Genomic DNA, 16,084 nt, shown 5'->3' with positions numbered 1-16,084 from the left:
AGGCTAAGAAATTTATTCAAAAGTTAAAGTGCTTTCCTTTTTATCTACCTTCAACTCAACTGTTCTTCCTAAAACCAAGGCTCTATTGTCTTTCTCATGTCCAGCAGGCATATTAAAGGCAATTGGGAAATCATATTCCTTTAAGGCATCTAAGACAAGTTGTTCTACTGAAGTTCCCCATAGCGTGGTGTTTTTTCTTAGCTTAGACATATCACCTACCACTAATCCCTTTAGGTTATCAAAATAGCCAGCACGTTTCATGCTTTGTAACATGCGGTCGATATGATATTTGTATTCACCAATTTCTTCAATAAATAAAATTTTCCCTGATGTATCAATACTTTCCTTAGAACCCAACATGGTATGTAATATGGTAAGGTTTCCGCCGACTATCTGACCTGAGGCTTCACCGTTCCTATTGTATTCTGAACCCTCTAATGTGTAATTGGTGGGATTGCCAAACAAAGCAGATTTAAATGTTTCTATTGAGCTCTTTACATCCTCTAAATCCTTAGTCAGGCTAACGCACATAAGCGCATGGATCGACTCATATCCCTCATTATGTAATTGATTGTGCAATGCTGTAATATCACTGTACCCAATCACCCATTTAGGGTTTTTCTTAAACTTGGAATAATTTAATTTATCTAAAATACGCACGGTTCCATAACCACCTCTTGCACACCAAATGGCACTGATTTTAGGGTCGTCCATGGCGCGTTGTAAATCTTCACAACGCTCATCATCAGTGCCGGCAAAATGATCTGCTTTGCTAAAGACATGTTTTCCTACTACACTATGTAAACCCCAACTTTTTAATAAATCAACGGCTTGTTGTACTTCGCGCTCTCGGTTTTTTAAAATTCCTGATGGAGCAACAATAGCTACGGTGTCACCTGCTTTTAAGTATGGAGGTCTAATCAATTCGGTTATCATGTCAGAAGATTTATCATTATCATTTTGAGCAAAGGCATAATTGCCCATTCCTAATATAATGGCCATACAGAGGAGTAAAATAGTGCGTCTCAAAATCATAAAAACTGCTTTTTGTAAATGTACATTTTTTTTCTAATTCGACTTTATAATGTGTACTTTTGTAGCTTGAAAAAACCATCCTTTATGTCTAAAAGATATACCATAACTGCTGCATTACCATACACTAACGGCCCAATACATATTGGTCATTTAGCAGGTGTTTATGTGCCAGCAGATATATATGCTAGATATTTAAGGCTAACAGGTAATGATGTGGCTTTTATTTGCGGAAGCGATGAGCATGGAGTTCCGATTACTATAAAAGCTAAAAAAGAAGGTGTTTCGCCTCAGGATATCGTAGATAAATATCATGAGATTATTAAATCCTCATTTGAGGAATTTGGAATTACGTTCGATAATTATTCACGTACTTCAGCTAAAATCCATCACGAAACAGCGTCTGAGTTCTTTAAAACTCTATATGATAAAAACGAGTTTGTAGAAGAGGTATCAGAGCAGCTTTACGATGCTGAAGCTAACCAGTTTTTAGCAGATCGTTTTGTGACAGGTACTTGCCCTAAATGCGGTAATGAAGAAGCTTATGGTGATCAGTGTGAAAATTGTGGTACTAGCCTTAACGCTACGGATTTAATAAATCCAAAATCAGCCATAACAGGAAATAAACCTACTTTAAAAGAAACCAAACATTGGTTTCTACCACTAAACAAGCACGAAGACTTTTTAAAAGAGTGGATTCTAAAAGGTCATAAAAAAGATTGGAAACCAAATGTCTATGGCCAGGTTAAATCTTGGGTAGATGATGGTTTGCGCCCAAGAGCGGTAACGAGAGATTTAGATTGGGGAATCCCTGTGCCTGTTGAAGGTGGTGAAGGCAAAGTCCTTTACGTTTGGTTTGATGCACCTATTGGTTACATATCCGCAACCAAAGAATGGGCGGAACGCGAAGGAAAAAACTGGGAAGATTACTGGAAGAATGAGGACACAACTTTAGTACACTTTATCGGTAAGGATAATATTGTTTTTCACTGTATTATTTTTCCATCAATGCTCAAAGCTGAAGGATCTTACATACTACCAGAAAATGTGCCTGCCAACGAATTTTTGAATCTCGAAGGTAATAAGCTTTCAACCTCAAAAAACTGGGCGGTTTGGTTACCAGATTATTTAGAGGATTTTCCTAATCAACAAGACGTATTGCGATATGCTCTAACTGCAAATGCACCAGAAACTAAGGATAACGATTTTACTTGGAAGGATTTTCAGGCCAGAAACAATAATGAACTAGTTGCCATTTTCGGTAATTTCATTAATCGTGTAGTGGTTTTAACTAACAAGTATTACGACGGTGTTATTCCTACACCTTCTGAATATTCTGAAATTGACGAAGAAACTTTAGCAGCTGTAAAGGCCTATCCAGCAGTAATTGCTAGTTCAATAGAGCGCTACCGTTTTAGAGAAGGGAGTCAAGAGCTAATGAACTTGGCACGACTTGGTAACAAATACTTAGCTGATGAAGAGCCATGGAAAACTATAAAAACTGATGAAGCGCGTACAAAAACAGTAATGTTTGTGGCTCTACAGATTGCCTCTGCCTTAGCAGTTTTATGCGAGCCGTTTTTACCGTTTACCTCAACAAAATTAAAGTCAATTCTTGGTCATTCTAAACTTGACGAAGAGCCTACTTGGGACAACGTTCCAACAAAAGATATCTTACTCCCTGCTGAACATACCATAAAAACAGGAAAACCAGAGTTACTTTTTTCAAAAATTGAAGATTCTGAAATACAGAAACAACTCGATAAGTTAGAAGCTAATAGAAAAGCAAACGAAGCGGCCAACAAAACGGTAGAACCTCAAAAAGATGAAATTACGTTTGATGATTTTTCTAAACTAGATTTGCGTGTTGGTACTATTTTAGAAGCTGAGAAAATGCCCAAAACAAAAAAGCTTTTAGTTTTAAAAGTAGATACTGGCATAGATACACGTACCATAGTTTCTGGTATTGCAGAAAGTTTTTCACCAGAAGAGGTGATTGGTAAACGTGTTACTGTTTTGGTGAATTTGGCACCAAGAGCACTTCGAGGTGTTGAGAGTCAAGGTATGATTTTAATGACTGAAGATGAAAACGGTAGTCTGGTTTTTGTTAATCCTAGTATTGAAGGGGTTTCAAATGGGTTGAAGATTAGCTAGTCTTTTAATATCTGATTACACTGGTTTGAATTTTTACGGAGAATAACGTAAAACTTTACTATTCTTTACTAAACTCGCGTTAAAATTGTTTCTTGTTGACGTGGTTTTTGATAAATTTATATTAAAAATCAACAGTTATGAAAGCAATTAACTCACTTCCTCTCTCTAAAACTATTTTTTTACTTCTCTTGTTCTTTGGACTGTCAATCAGCGCACAAGAAGATTCAGAAGTTTTAGAGGCTTATGAAGACTATACTGAAGCAGCTCGTGAAGTCGTTTATATGCACCTTAACAAATCTACTTACATTAAAGGTGAGTCCATAGGTTTTACAGCATATGTGATGGATAAAAAAGATAAAAAGCCATCACTACTTACCACTAATCTGTATGTGAGTATTGAGGATGAAAATAAAAATGTAATTAAACAAAAGCTTATACGCGTAGATGATGGCGTAGCTTCTAATTCGTTTGAGGTTGATTCACTTTTTTCTTCTGGTTATTATAATGTAAAAGCATATACCAATTGGATGCTGAATTTTAACGAGCAAAATCACTATGTAGAATCTGTAAGAATCATTAATCCAGAAACTGAGGAATATATAGAGGAAGAACGTATAGAAAATACGGTTGATGCTCAGTTTTTACCAGAAAGTGGACATTTACTTAGTGGTGTTATTAATAATGTAGGAGTTGTTATAAAGGACAATCTTGGTTTTGGAATTCCCAATGCTAAAGGTGAAGTCATAGATAGTGACAATCAAATATTATCAACATTCGAAACCAATCAGTTTGGTATTGGTAAATTTCAATTGTTACCAAGTACAAATGAAACCTATAAGGTTAATATTACGAGCGCCAACAAAGATTTTACGGTCAACCTTGATCAGAATGTTGAACCAAGAGGTATTATTATGTCCTTAAAAAGCCTAAAATCTAAAGTGTTTGTCTCATTAATTACCAATGATGAAACTTTAGAAAACATAAAAGGCAACCGATATACCCTAATGGCTCATAATGGTGATAACTATGACATCATGGACATCTATTTTACTGATGAAACCGTTGTTACCAAAGCCATTGATTACAGTAATACAGCAACAGGTGTAAATATCCTAACACTATTTAATGGAGAAGACAAACCAATTGCTGAGCGTTTATTCTTTAATCATAATGGTATAGATGTGTTAAAGACCAATGATGTTTCTGCGTCTAGAAAAAGAGATACAGTTACAGTTAACTTAGGCTTTAAGGGTATTAATTCAGAAACTATAAACTCCTTGAGTGTATCTGTTTTGCCAGAAGAGACAAAATCTTATAATAGGCATAACAATATTGTGTCTTACACGTATCTACAACCTTATTTAAGAGGTTATATAGAGCAAGCAAAGTACTATTTTACAGATGTTGATGCCAAAAAGCAATACGAATTAGACAACTTATTACTTACCCAAGGTTGGAGTAGTTATGACTGGAACACCATTTTTCAGAACGCTCCAAACCAAACACATACTTTTGAGCAAGGCATAAGGTTAAAGGCAAATCTCGCTAGCGACATAAGTGATAATGACGACAACTCATTTTTAATGCATGCCGTTGCTGATGAGGAACCAAGAATTTTTTCGCTTTCTGAAGGTGAAAATAGTTTTTTAATAGACAACCTTTTCCCTGTTGGCTCTGATAAGATTTATGTCTCCAAGATGACAAAGGTTAACGGTTTATTACCAGCTTCATTATATTTTCAGAGTTTTCCAAGTGCAATCCCGAGATTAACTACGGATTCTAGAACATTAAACCCTAAACACGATTATAAAATAGAGGCCAATATAAAGCCCAATGTATTTAAAGAATTTAATTTTGATGAAGTCCAAGCACTTAATGAGGTTGTAGTGCAAAGTGAATTAGATAGAAAGCGTACAAAAATGCGCGAATTTGGAAAGCATAAATTTGGTAAGATTTCCGTTATAGAAGAAGAAGACAGGCTATTGTTTAACACGCTTGGCCAATTTCTAGTTTCAAAAGGTTTTAATGTTATTGATAATCAAGGTGAATTTGCGGTAGAAGACCGAATGTATTTTGCAGATAGAACTCCTAATGGTTCACGCGTGGGTCCTGAGTTTTTCTTAGACGGAATGTATATTGCTGATACACAAATATTTTATCAATATTCACTGACCAACGTCGGTTATATTGAAATTAACAGACAAGGGATTGGTGAGGGAGCAAGAGGTGCAAGAGGTGTAATTAAAATTTACTCTAGCACAAAAGGCTCTAAAAGTACCAACAACCAAGATACCGTACAAGATTTTAAGTTACCACTATCGTTTAGCGCAGAGAAAAAATTCTATGTCCCTAAATACCAATCATACTTTAGCGATTTTTATAAAGGTTATGGTGTTATTGGTTGGGAACCAAAAGTAAAAATTGATGAAAAGGGCATAGCTAGTTTTAAAATAGTTAAACCAAGAGGGAACATAAAATTATTTATAGAAGGCATTGCTAACGATGGCTCATTTATTTTTGAGGAGAAAGCCATTTCTCTTAATTAACACCTTAGAACCTCTGCTTTAACCTGTTAAATATTTAAAATTTAGCAGGTTTTTTTAATTATTTTTCAAATAAATTTAGGTTTTACTTAAATATTATTAAAGTTTGGTATTAAAATTGAGGGGTTTCTTACAAGCTATAAATTATTAATCTCTAAAACCATCGCGTTATGAAAAACTCTACTCGATTTCGTATTTCAAAACTATTTATTCTATTAATTTTTCTCAGCAGTTTATCTTTAAGTGCCCAAGACAAGGCTAAAGAAATTGTAACCCAGTACCAAGATTATACCTCGGATGCAAGAGAAGTTGTATATGTACATCTTAATAAGTCTGCTTATATTAAGGGAGAAGCTATTGGATTCACTGCTTATGTCCTCGACAAAAAAGATAAAAAACCATCTAAGGTTACTACAAATCTTTATGTAAGTATTGAAGATGAAAATAACAACGTCTTAAAACAAAAACTTCTCAAAGTAGAAAATGGTGTTGCGGCTAACATCATTAAAATTGATTCAAGCTTTAGCTCTGGCTATTACACTTTTAAGGCTTACACAAACTGGATGAAAAACTTTAACGAGCAAAACTATTTTGTAGAGTCTGTTAAAGTTATAGACCCTAAAACAGAAAAGACCATTATAACTGAGTCGGTTAAAAATTCTATTGATGCCCAATTCTTACCAGAAGGTGGACATTTGCTAAATGGTGTTGTTAACAATGTAGGTGTGGTTTTAAAAGACTATAAAGGTTATGGTGTACAATCCGTAAAAGGTCAAGTTGTTGACCAAGACAACAACCTGATAACTGAATTTGCCGTGAATGAATTGGGTATCGGAAAGTTTCCGCTTTTAGCCGAAATAGGTAAATCCTATAAGGTAAATATTAAATACTTAAACAAAGATTATAGTTTTGATTTTAACGAGCAAGTTGAACCTCTTGGTGTGACGCTATCTCTTGTTAAGCATAGAAATAAAGCTATTGTGGCACTTATGACCAACAAGGAAAGTTTAGATTTGGTTAAAGGAAAGCCATATCAAATGACAATTCATAATGGAGATAATATCGATGTTACTGAAATTGTATTTAATGAGGATTTAACTATTATGAAAGCTTTTGAGCTAGATAATATTGCGGCTGGCGTAAATGTTCTTACACTATTCAATGAAAATAATGAGCCAATTATAGAACGCTTATTTTTTAACTACAATGGTATAGATATTATTGCTTCTAACGAGCTCTCGGCTGTTAAGGCTAATGATTCTATAACAATGAAACTCAACTTTAAGCAAGTTAACCCTTTGCTTATAAATAATATGAGCGTTTCTGTTTTGCCACAAGAAACATCATCTTATTACAGACATCACAATATTTTATCTTATACCTATCTTCAACCATATGTAAATGGTGTAGTTGAAAATGCTAAGTATTATTTTTCAGATATCACTGAAGAAAAGAAAGTAGCGCTAGATAATTTATTGATCACGCAAGGTTGGAGCAGCTACGATTGGAATACAATTTTTGCGCCTAATCCTGGTCTTACTCATACGTTTGAGCAAGGTATAACTTTAAGAGCCAATATTAATGCTCAGTCAAGAGACAAAGAGGAAACCTATTTGGTGCATGCTGTATCCAATCAAGATCCACAATTTTATGAGGTTGATAATGATATAAGCAAAGCTTTTACAGTAGAAAATGTTTTCTTAAACGAAGATGATAAGCTTTATTTATCTAAGGTTAATAAAAATAACGAATTAGAACCTGCGAAGCTCTATCTGCAATCGTTTCCTAGCAAAATTCCATCATTTCAAACTAATGCTGGGATTATAAAACCTAAGTGGGACTATGAAACCTATGCAGGATTGACAAATACAAATATTTCATTTTTAAACTTAAATGAAACACAACAATTAGATGAAGTCCTTGTAAAAACTAAAGCAGGAAGAAAAGAATTAAGAACCCGAGAATTAAGTCAAGGACGCAGTGGTAGAGTGCATGTTGTAGATGAGGATGACGTAATTCAGTTTCAATCAATTGCCGACTTCCTTGTATTCAGGGCAGGTTTGACAAAAAGAACCGTAAATGGAACCACTACCATAACAACGTTTTCTGGCGGTGTACCTGTAATATTCTTGGACGATATGCGTGTGCTCGACAGATCTATAATTGATAATCTGCCGTTGCTCTATGTGGATTTCGTCGAAGTTGATAGACGTGATATTAGTAGAACATCGAATAGTTCTGGCGGAATTGTTAAAATTTATACAGATTTTAAAAATAGACCTAGTAACAATGTAAAGACTACACAAGATTATGAATTGCCATTGGCATTCAGTACAAAGAAGAAATTCTATGTGCCTAATTATAAATATTACAACGATGATTTCTTTAAAGGTTATGGTACTATAGATTGGAAGCCTGAGCTTACAACAGATGCCAATGGAAATGTTACATTAAAAATAGCTCAGCCAGAAGTTCCTATTACATTATTTATAGAGGGAATAGCAAACGACGGTTCGTTTATTTTTGAAGAAAAATCGATTTCGATCAACTAAATTATACTTTAAAGCATTAACGCTTAAAGCCGCTGGGTACATGTACTCGGCGGTTTTTTTTTTGTAATCCATACACATAACTTTCTAAATGGGGCAATATTTTATCGGATAGAAATATAGACTCGCTTTTTCTACTTGTATATTGAGATGACTAAATAAAACAATTATGAAAAAAATATTGATATTATTTATAACCATCGGGTTTTTATCATGTGGCGCATCTAAAACGGTGCGAGAATCCAAAAAAACCATCAAAGGAAATTGGACGTTGAATAGTATATCTACCTCAGCAATTGGCGACATAAAAGTGAGCCTTTTAAACGACGCCAACAAGGATTGTTTTGAGAAAAGTACATGGCAGTTTATCCCAAACAATAACACAGGTAACTATACATTGTCTGGTACAGGCTGTGACCAAGACCAACGTTATTTTGTATTTACTATTGATGAAATCGATGAAACATCTGGCTTGTACCATTTTTTATTAAAGCCTACCAATAGCAAAGGCAAATCCGAAACAAATACAGGATTTAGGCTTCAACTTACTGCGCTATCCGATACTGATATGCAATGGCAGCAAATAGCAAATCTAGACGGAAAGCCAGTTACCATAACCATGAATTTTAAAAAACTTTAAAACTATGATACTTAAAAAATATAAATCTTATATGACAATAGCATTATCACTAATGCTAATCTTATTTACAAATTGTAAGGCCATAGACAATGCCAACAATAAACAAAAAGGCGCTGTTATCGGTGCTACTGGTGGAGCTATTATTGGAGCCATTATTGGCAATAATGTCGGCAAAGGAGGTAATGGTGAACTAGGTGCAGTTATTGGCGGAGTAGTTGGCGGAACTGCTGGCGTACTAATTGGAAAGAAAATGGATGAGCAGGCGCAAGAAATTGAAAATGAAATTCCTGGAGCCGTTGTAGAACGTGTGGATGACGGAATAGTGGTAACATTTGATGAAACCAGTGGTGTATATTTTGCAACAGATAAGTACAATATTAATCAACAATCGCAAACCACCTTAAACAAGCTTGCTGGTGTGCTTTCAGAATATCCAGACACTAATATTTTAGTCGTAGGTCATACAGACAGTGTTGGTAGTGAAGATTACAACATGACTTTATCAAAAAATAGAGCTTACGCGGTTACCAATTATTTACAGGGTAAAGGATTAAGTTCTGGGCGATTTACCACCAATTGGTTCGGTGAGAGTCAGCCTATGCACGATAATAGTACAGCTGAGGGCAGATCTAAAAACAGACGTGTAAATATTGCTATTTTACCCAATGAGGATATGATAGAAGATGCACGTGCCCAAGCTGGTAATTAAATTATAAATTTTCCTAAAAAGAAGGGCTTGTAATATTATACAAGCTCTTTTTTTATATTTATTTTTAGGTTACTCTAAAAGCCTTTCCAATTGTTGAAAATTGCATTTCATCCTATTTATAATCATCCGCTACCAGCAGGACATCGTTTCCCGATGGAGAAATATGAATTATTGCCACAACAATTGCTACACGAAGGCACTTGTAGTGGCAATAGTTTTTTTGAGCCTACAAAACCTAATGACAAATATATTTTAGCAGTACATGAACCCGAATATTATTATGATTTGGTAAACATTACTTTAGATCAACGCGCTGCAAGAAAAATAGGGTTTCCCTTAAGTGAAGTTTTAGTGGAGCGAGAAGTTATCATTGCTGACGGAACCATAAAAGCAAGCGAATATGCATTAAAACACGGAATTGCAATGAATATTGCAGGAGGCACACACCATGCTTACACCGATCGTGGTGAAGCGTTTTGTTTACTAAATGACCAAGCGATTGGAGCACGCTATCTACAAAAGATGGGATTGGCTAAAAAAATTCTCATTGTAGATTTAGACGTTCATCAAGGTAATGGCACTGCACAGATCTTTCAAAATGATAAGTCCGTATTTACTTTTTCTATGCATGGAAAAAGTAACTATCCTTTTAAAAAGGAAGTAAGTGATTTGGATATTGCTTTAGAAAATGACGCTAATGATAAGACATATCTCAAACTATTAAAAGAAACTTTACCAAAGCTCATAGACCAGCAACAACCCGATTTTATTTACTACCTCGGTGGAGTAGATGTCATTTCATCAGACAAATTAGGTAAGCTTGGTATGTCCGTAGAAGGATGTAAAGAACGTGATCGCTTTGTTTTGCAAACATGCAAGAACAACAAAATACCAGTGATGTGTAGTATGGGAGGTGGTTATTCATCTGATATTAAAGTTATTGTTGATGCGCATGCCAATACCTACCGATTGGCTCAAGAGATTTTCTTTTAAATATTAAAAGTTGACCCTAAAAACCAAATTGGGCGTAATACCCAAAGAACGTTTTTTTATTTCGGTGACCTCATCACCGTTTATACGATAGAAGCTATTAATGATATTCTTTCTATCTAAAAGATTCCAAATAGACAATCCCATATTGGCTTTGGTTTTATTACTCAAATTAAAATTATATAAAGCAGAAACATCTACTCTGAAATAATCTTCTAGTTCTACTGAATTAGTAGCGCCATAATTGATATTATCATTTACAATTTCATCACCTTCAATTGGTCGCGTTGTTGGTCTACCTGAGTTCCAGTTTAAACCTGCAGATAGTTTTAATCTTTCGGACGTATAATTTGTTCCAAAAGTAAGAGCGTGTCTAATATTAAAATTGCTTGGGAAGTTTTTTTCTGCTAAGTCTTCAAAATTATAATCACTGTTTGTATAAGAGTAACTCAGCCAAGAATTAAAATTATTTATCTGCTTTCTTACGATAAAATCCAACCCTCTTACTTCATTGAAACCACTTGTTCTTTCAAACTCATATTGGTTCTGAAAACCTTGGCTTTGTGTTGTTATTCCCTTTACTTTTTTATAGTAACCGTCAGCGCTGATTAACCAACCGTTTTTATTAAACGTTAACCCAATAGATCCTTGAAGGCTTTGAATAACAGGAATATCCTCATCATTAGACAATTGCCACCTCCGCTTTTCTATGCCCAAAAAGTCATTCTGAAAATTAATGACCTGTGAAGTGTTTTGATGCTTGAATTCGCCCAAAATTTCAAAAGAAAAATTATCTAAAAACTTATATAAAAAACTTAGTCTTGGCTCTATAAGATGTTTACTGAACTTATCTATATAATTATATCTAAGACCAGCCATAAGGTTCGTATTTCTGTCTTTAGATGTATAAGAAATCTGTGAAAACACACCATGAGTTCTCACAACTTCTGAAACCAATAGTTTAAATCGTGGTGTATCTACATCATCTAAATTGGTGATTTCCGTCTCCACAAAATGATAACCACTTAACAATTGCATTTGGCTATTGATCTTATAATTAGCTTTTAATTTTAAGCTAGTTTCAGATACTTTATTCTCTTGCAAAAAACGTTGAGATTCTAAAACATTGGCATTTATGGACTTTAATTTATAATCTGTTTCATAACCTTCAAAAACTGTTTTCCATTTATCATTCCAAATTTTGGAATATTCGATGGCACCTGCAATGCTATTTTGTGACAAACTGCTTTGTCTTGAGTCTTCTGTTGAATTAAGCGTTGTATTCTCATTAAACACTAACTCATTGGCAACATTTATAAAGTTAATTCTTAATTCTTCCTTATCGTTTATCTTATAAATCCAACGTAAAGAAGCATCATAAAAATCAAATTCCTTGTCTGAGTTTATATTGCTCATGGTATTGTTTTCCACTTCCGTATCTTGAGAAATACGCTCAAAAAAGTTATTATATGTAGGTGTCTCGGTAAAATCACTTATAGATTTTCTTGCTGCTACTTGCAGTGAGGATTTTTCACCAACAGGAATATCTACAAAACCATTAGCATCAATAAAATTTACGCCTATATTTCCATTAAATTTTTTGTTTACCTTCTTATCTGTTTCCATGGAAATGGTTCCAGAAACTCCATCCGTGTATTCTGTTGCAGAACCATTTTTTGTTAACGAAACACGTTGAGTGATCTGAGGATTAAACATGGAGATGAGTCCAAAAAAGTGCCCAGATTGGTACATTTTAATATCATCCCATAAGATAAGGTTTTGGTCATGAGAGCCTGCTCTAATATTAATATTGGAAACCGTTTCATTAATACTCTGAATACCAGGAAATGCCTGGACTGCCTGTAACACGTCAGTATCTATTAAACCTGGAAGTATATCAAAATCTGAAACATCAATCTCAAAGGATCCATTACTCAGTTTATTAATCCCCTTTACAATATAGCCAGACACCATAACTTCAGACAATTGTTGCAAATTGGAAAGTGTGTCCTTGAGAATAACCAAAACCATCTGATCTTCCGTAAGCCGAAACAAGAAATCGGTTACAGTTTCTAAATAATTTAGGGTTTCGTTTAGAGTTAATGTTTCTTTTGGTGGTGTAATCTCTGTTTGAGAAATAGCATCTTCGGCATAGTTAAACTGAACATCAAAGCATTTTTCCAAAAGACTTAAAATTTCGGACAGCGACTGTTTGTTCTCAGTCTCTTGAGAATGTAATGGAAAAGAAAAAACAAAGCTTAAAAGTAGTATTACTATAAACCGCTTAGTCTGTATTGCCATGAATTAGTACTTGGTTGGATGAACTAATTTCAAAAGTTAAATTCATAGGTTGCGTAATAGCTGAAAGGGCATTTTCTAGATTGCTATGTACAAATCCGCCTGTAAATAATCTTGCTGTATTAGTATTGCTAAATACTACTTTAACATTGTACTGACGTTCTAACTCTTCAATAACTTCCGCTAATGGAATTGCCTTAAAGCGACTTTTGTTATTAGTCCATTGTGGTACAGTATCATTAGTTTTATCTTCACTAAACACTTTATTTAAAATGCGATAAGTATCACCAGCTGACAATTGCCTTGTGATACTATCTGAAGTCACCTTAACAACACCTTCATAGCATATCACTTCAAAATAATTATTACGAGCTTTCACATTAAATTCAGTACCCACCACTTGCACTACTCCACTTTCTGTGATAACATCGAAGGTTTTTCCTTTAGCAACTTTAAAATAGGCTTCGCCTTTTAAATCTATTTGCCTTTCTTCATACCAAGAATCCTTATCATAAGTGATTTTAGAATCAGCATTAAGGATAACCTCTGACAAATCCGGAAGGCTTATGGTTGTCTTTTCGGCCAACAAAGTGCGTTGTTCTACGACACTTTCGTTCATGAACATTGTGAAATAAATCGCTAGACCAATTACTAAAACAGCAGCTATTCTTAATGCAGGTCTTAGCCATTTAAGTCGGTTTACCGATGACCTAACTTGGTATTTGGCTTTAAAAGTTTCAAAATCATCAACCTTAGAAACTTCAGAAGCTTTAAAATAGGTTGCATTTTCAATGATGTTTTTGTTTATGGCATAGTCTTCCTGCTTACTAAATGCCTCTTTTTCAACATCTGTAAGGTCATTGTTTAACCATTTTTTCAATAAGTCGTCCTCAGTCATAAACATTTTCCTTGGTTATATAACAACTCTGGTTTCATTTCTCCTTATTATTTTTTACCAATAAACTATTTGTCACTCTGAACTTGTTTCAGAGTCTTGCTTCTAACTCAACTAGAATGAGATGCTGAAACAAGTTCAGCATGACAAGAATTGATGTTAGTGCATTATTTTATTTTAAATCCTTCAAGTTCCTTTTTTAAAACATTAAAAGCACTATATATTCTGTATTCCACTACCTTTTGGGTTACTCCAAGCATTTCTGCTATTTCGCTGTGCTTTTTGCCTTCTGCTTTACTCAAGAGAAAAGCTACACGGTGTTCCTCTTTTAAATTTGCAAGGACTTTATTATATCTTTCAAAATACTGTTCTTGTTCTAAAACAAATTCTGGTGTTTCATTAGTGTAGTGTTTAGGTTTTATTTTTTGATGTTTTAAAACCACTTTTTGATGCTTAATTTCATTTAACATCATATTGTCTGCAACAGAAAACAAGAATGACTTTGCTTTAGCAAACGGCACTTTTTTACAATTGTCCCATAATTTCATAAAAGCCTCTTGCGCCTTGTCTCTTGGGTTGTATTGTGCTCCATATTTATAGTATAAAAAATTATGCACATCATCTGCGTATTTGTTATAAATACGCTCAAAGGCAGCTTCTTCACAAATATTTTCGCTAGGGTTTTTGGGCAAAAGTCTTTAGTTTTTATAAATGTATTGAATATTTTTTTTAAAAAAGTTCAGTAGTTTTTAAAAGTGAGTTGTTATATATTAAATGGCAAGAAAAAAATAAGGCCATCATGAAACAAAGAACAGCACTATATCTATTATTCATTCTTCTAGCTTTCTCATCTTGCAGAAAAGAAGAAACTGAATTTATTCAAGAACCAGAAGAAGAGGTTTTAGTAGCTAACTCTAATATTGCTACCCTAATTGAAAGAACCAGCTCTAATGATGGTTCGGTTGATAACATAGTCGATAGGGCTAATTGTTTTGATATTGCTTTTCCATATGAAGTTAACGTTAATGGAACTCCATTAACAGTAAACTCTCAAGAAGATTATGCTTTTATTGAATGTGTTTTTGACGAATCTGACTCTGATACAGATACCTTAAATATTAATTTCCCTATAACTATTGTCTTAGCTGATTTTTCTGAAATAATCATTAATAATATTGCAGAATTCAACACTTATTCTAGTGGTTGTAATGGTGAGGATGTTGCTGATGATGATATTGAGTGTATTGATTTTCAGTATCCTATTGAAGCTTCAACTTTTAATCCCAACAACGAATTATTAGAAACAGTAATTCTTGAAAATGACAATGACCTTTTCGATTTTGTTCAAGATATTAATGATGATACTATTGTTACCATAGATTTTCCTGCAACCGTAATATTAGCTGACAATTCTGAAGTAATTATCAACAACTTTACTGAGCTTGAAACTACAATTGCAAATGCCATTAACACATGCGACGAAGATGACGATTACGACTATAATGACGATGATTGTAATGGCTGCACCACTGCACAAGTAGAAATACTTTTAACAAGTTGTTCTAACTGGCAAGTAGATAAACTAGAGCGCAACGCTATGGATTACGATGACGCTTACGAGGGCTATGATTTTAATTTCTTTACTGATGGTACTATGTCCGTATTTTGGAACACAACCACAGTTTATGGCACTTGGGCAACGTCTGGTTCTGGTAATAATATTGAAGTATTAATTGACGTCCCAGCTTTACCACTTTGTAATAATAATTGGATTTTACACGAAATAGACAACTGTTCTGACAACACTAAGGTGGACTTTAGAGTAGGTGATGATGATAGATTACGTTACGAGAATGATTGTAATTAAAATTTAAAAATATGCGTAAGTGGATTGTTATATTGTTACTTTTAGTAATTGCTGTAGTAGTTGGCTACAATTACATTTATCAAGATCATAGAGATATTGAAAGTGAAACAGCTGAATTTTCAATGGTATCTTCTGATATATCTAAATTATTCTCTGAAAAAACCACTATAGCAGAAAAGAAGTTTTTAAATAAAACCATAGAGGTTTCAGGGCTAATCTCAGAGATAAACACTAGCGATATTACAATTGATGATAAAGTTTTTTGTCAATTTTCAAATAATATAAAAACCTCGCTAGTTGAAAATGATAAAATAAAAATCAAAGGTCGTGTCATAGGTTACGACGACCTGTTGGAACAAGTAAAACTAGACCAATGTTCAATTATTAATTAACTAAAACCAAAAAAA

At 34.0% G+C, this 16,084-nt stretch carries 12 protein-coding genes; 8 read left to right on the top strand and 4 right to left on the bottom strand.

All coding sequences use genetic code 11. The annotated features are described in order from the left end of the window. Positions 1-12: 12 nt before the first annotated feature. Complete coding sequence (locus F1003_RS04445; RefSeq protein WP_438695858.1) at positions 13-1,002, bottom strand: S66 peptidase family protein; 990 nt, start codon at positions 1,000-1,002, stop codon at positions 13-15. A 117-nt stretch (positions 1,003-1,119) separates the two neighbouring features. Between F1003_RS04445 and metG the strand changes: the two genes are divergently transcribed. The 6 genes from metG (at position 1,120) to F1003_RS04415 (ending at position 10,620) form a co-directional block, all read left to right on the top strand. Next, positions 1,120-3,186: a methionine--tRNA ligase gene (gene metG, locus F1003_RS04440; RefSeq protein ID WP_155088013.1), complete on the top strand. Its 2,067-nt coding sequence runs from the start codon at positions 1,120-1,122 to the stop codon at positions 3,184-3,186. Between the two features lie 137 nt (positions 3,187-3,323). Further along, positions 3,324-5,732, top strand: a complete 2,409-nt coding sequence (locus F1003_RS04435; RefSeq protein WP_155088012.1) for a hypothetical protein — start codon at positions 3,324-3,326, stop codon at positions 5,730-5,732. 167 nt (positions 5,733-5,899) lie between these two features. Beyond that, on the top strand, positions 5,900-8,281 hold the full coding sequence (locus F1003_RS04430; protein ID WP_155088011.1) for a hypothetical protein: 2,382 nt from the start codon (positions 5,900-5,902) through the stop codon (positions 8,279-8,281). Between the two features lie 166 nt (positions 8,282-8,447). Next, positions 8,448-8,918 (top strand): lipocalin family protein, encoded by a 471-nt coding sequence (locus tag F1003_RS04425; protein ID WP_155088010.1) that lies wholly within the window; start codon positions 8,448-8,450, stop codon positions 8,916-8,918. A gap of 31 nt (positions 8,919-8,949) precedes the next feature. Continuing rightward, complete coding sequence (locus F1003_RS04420) at positions 8,950-9,627, top strand: YiaD family glycine zipper/OmpA-like lipoprotein (protein WP_497986918.1); 678 nt, start codon at positions 8,950-8,952, stop codon at positions 9,625-9,627. Between the two features lie 90 nt (positions 9,628-9,717). Beyond that, positions 9,718-10,620 (top strand): histone deacetylase family protein, encoded by a 903-nt coding sequence (locus tag F1003_RS04415; protein ID WP_155088008.1) that lies wholly within the window; start codon positions 9,718-9,720, stop codon positions 10,618-10,620. 3 nt (positions 10,621-10,623) lie between these two features. On the opposite strand, the gene F1003_RS04410 is transcribed toward F1003_RS04415, so the two are convergent. The 3 genes from F1003_RS04410 to F1003_RS04400 all read right to left on the bottom strand — a co-directional run bounded on the left by F1003_RS04410 (position 10,624) and on the right by F1003_RS04400 (position 14,502). After that, positions 10,624-12,918: a TonB-dependent receptor plug domain-containing protein gene (locus tag F1003_RS04410; RefSeq protein ID WP_155088007.1), complete on the bottom strand. Its 2,295-nt coding sequence runs from the start codon at positions 12,916-12,918 to the stop codon at positions 10,624-10,626. After that, entirely contained in the window at positions 12,902-13,813 is a 912-nt protein-coding gene (locus tag F1003_RS04405; protein WP_155088006.1) for a FecR family protein, read from the bottom strand. The genes F1003_RS04410 and F1003_RS04405 overlap by 17 nt, the downstream gene beginning before the upstream one ends. A 164-nt stretch (positions 13,814-13,977) precedes the next feature. After that, on the bottom strand, positions 13,978-14,502 hold the full coding sequence (locus tag F1003_RS04400; protein WP_155088005.1) for an RNA polymerase sigma factor: 525 nt from the start codon (positions 14,500-14,502) through the stop codon (positions 13,978-13,980). 107 nt (positions 14,503-14,609) lie between these two features. On the opposite strand from F1003_RS04400, the gene F1003_RS04395 reads away from it, so the two are divergent. Continuing rightward, on the top strand, positions 14,610-15,677 hold the full coding sequence (locus F1003_RS04395; protein WP_155088004.1) for a hypothetical protein: 1,068 nt from the start codon (positions 14,610-14,612) through the stop codon (positions 15,675-15,677). Between the two features lie 11 nt (positions 15,678-15,688). Further along, positions 15,689-16,069 (top strand): OB-fold protein, encoded by a 381-nt coding sequence (locus F1003_RS04390; RefSeq protein WP_155088003.1) that lies wholly within the window; start codon positions 15,689-15,691, stop codon positions 16,067-16,069. Positions 16,070-16,084 lie beyond the last annotated feature (15 nt).

Origin of the sequence: Winogradskyella ouciana (assembly GCF_009709615.1) — a bacterium.
GTDB lineage: Bacteria > Bacteroidota > Bacteroidia > Flavobacteriales > Flavobacteriaceae > Winogradskyella > Winogradskyella ouciana.
Note: the sequence above shows the minus strand (reverse complement) of the source record. Positions and strands in the feature narration are given on the sequence as shown.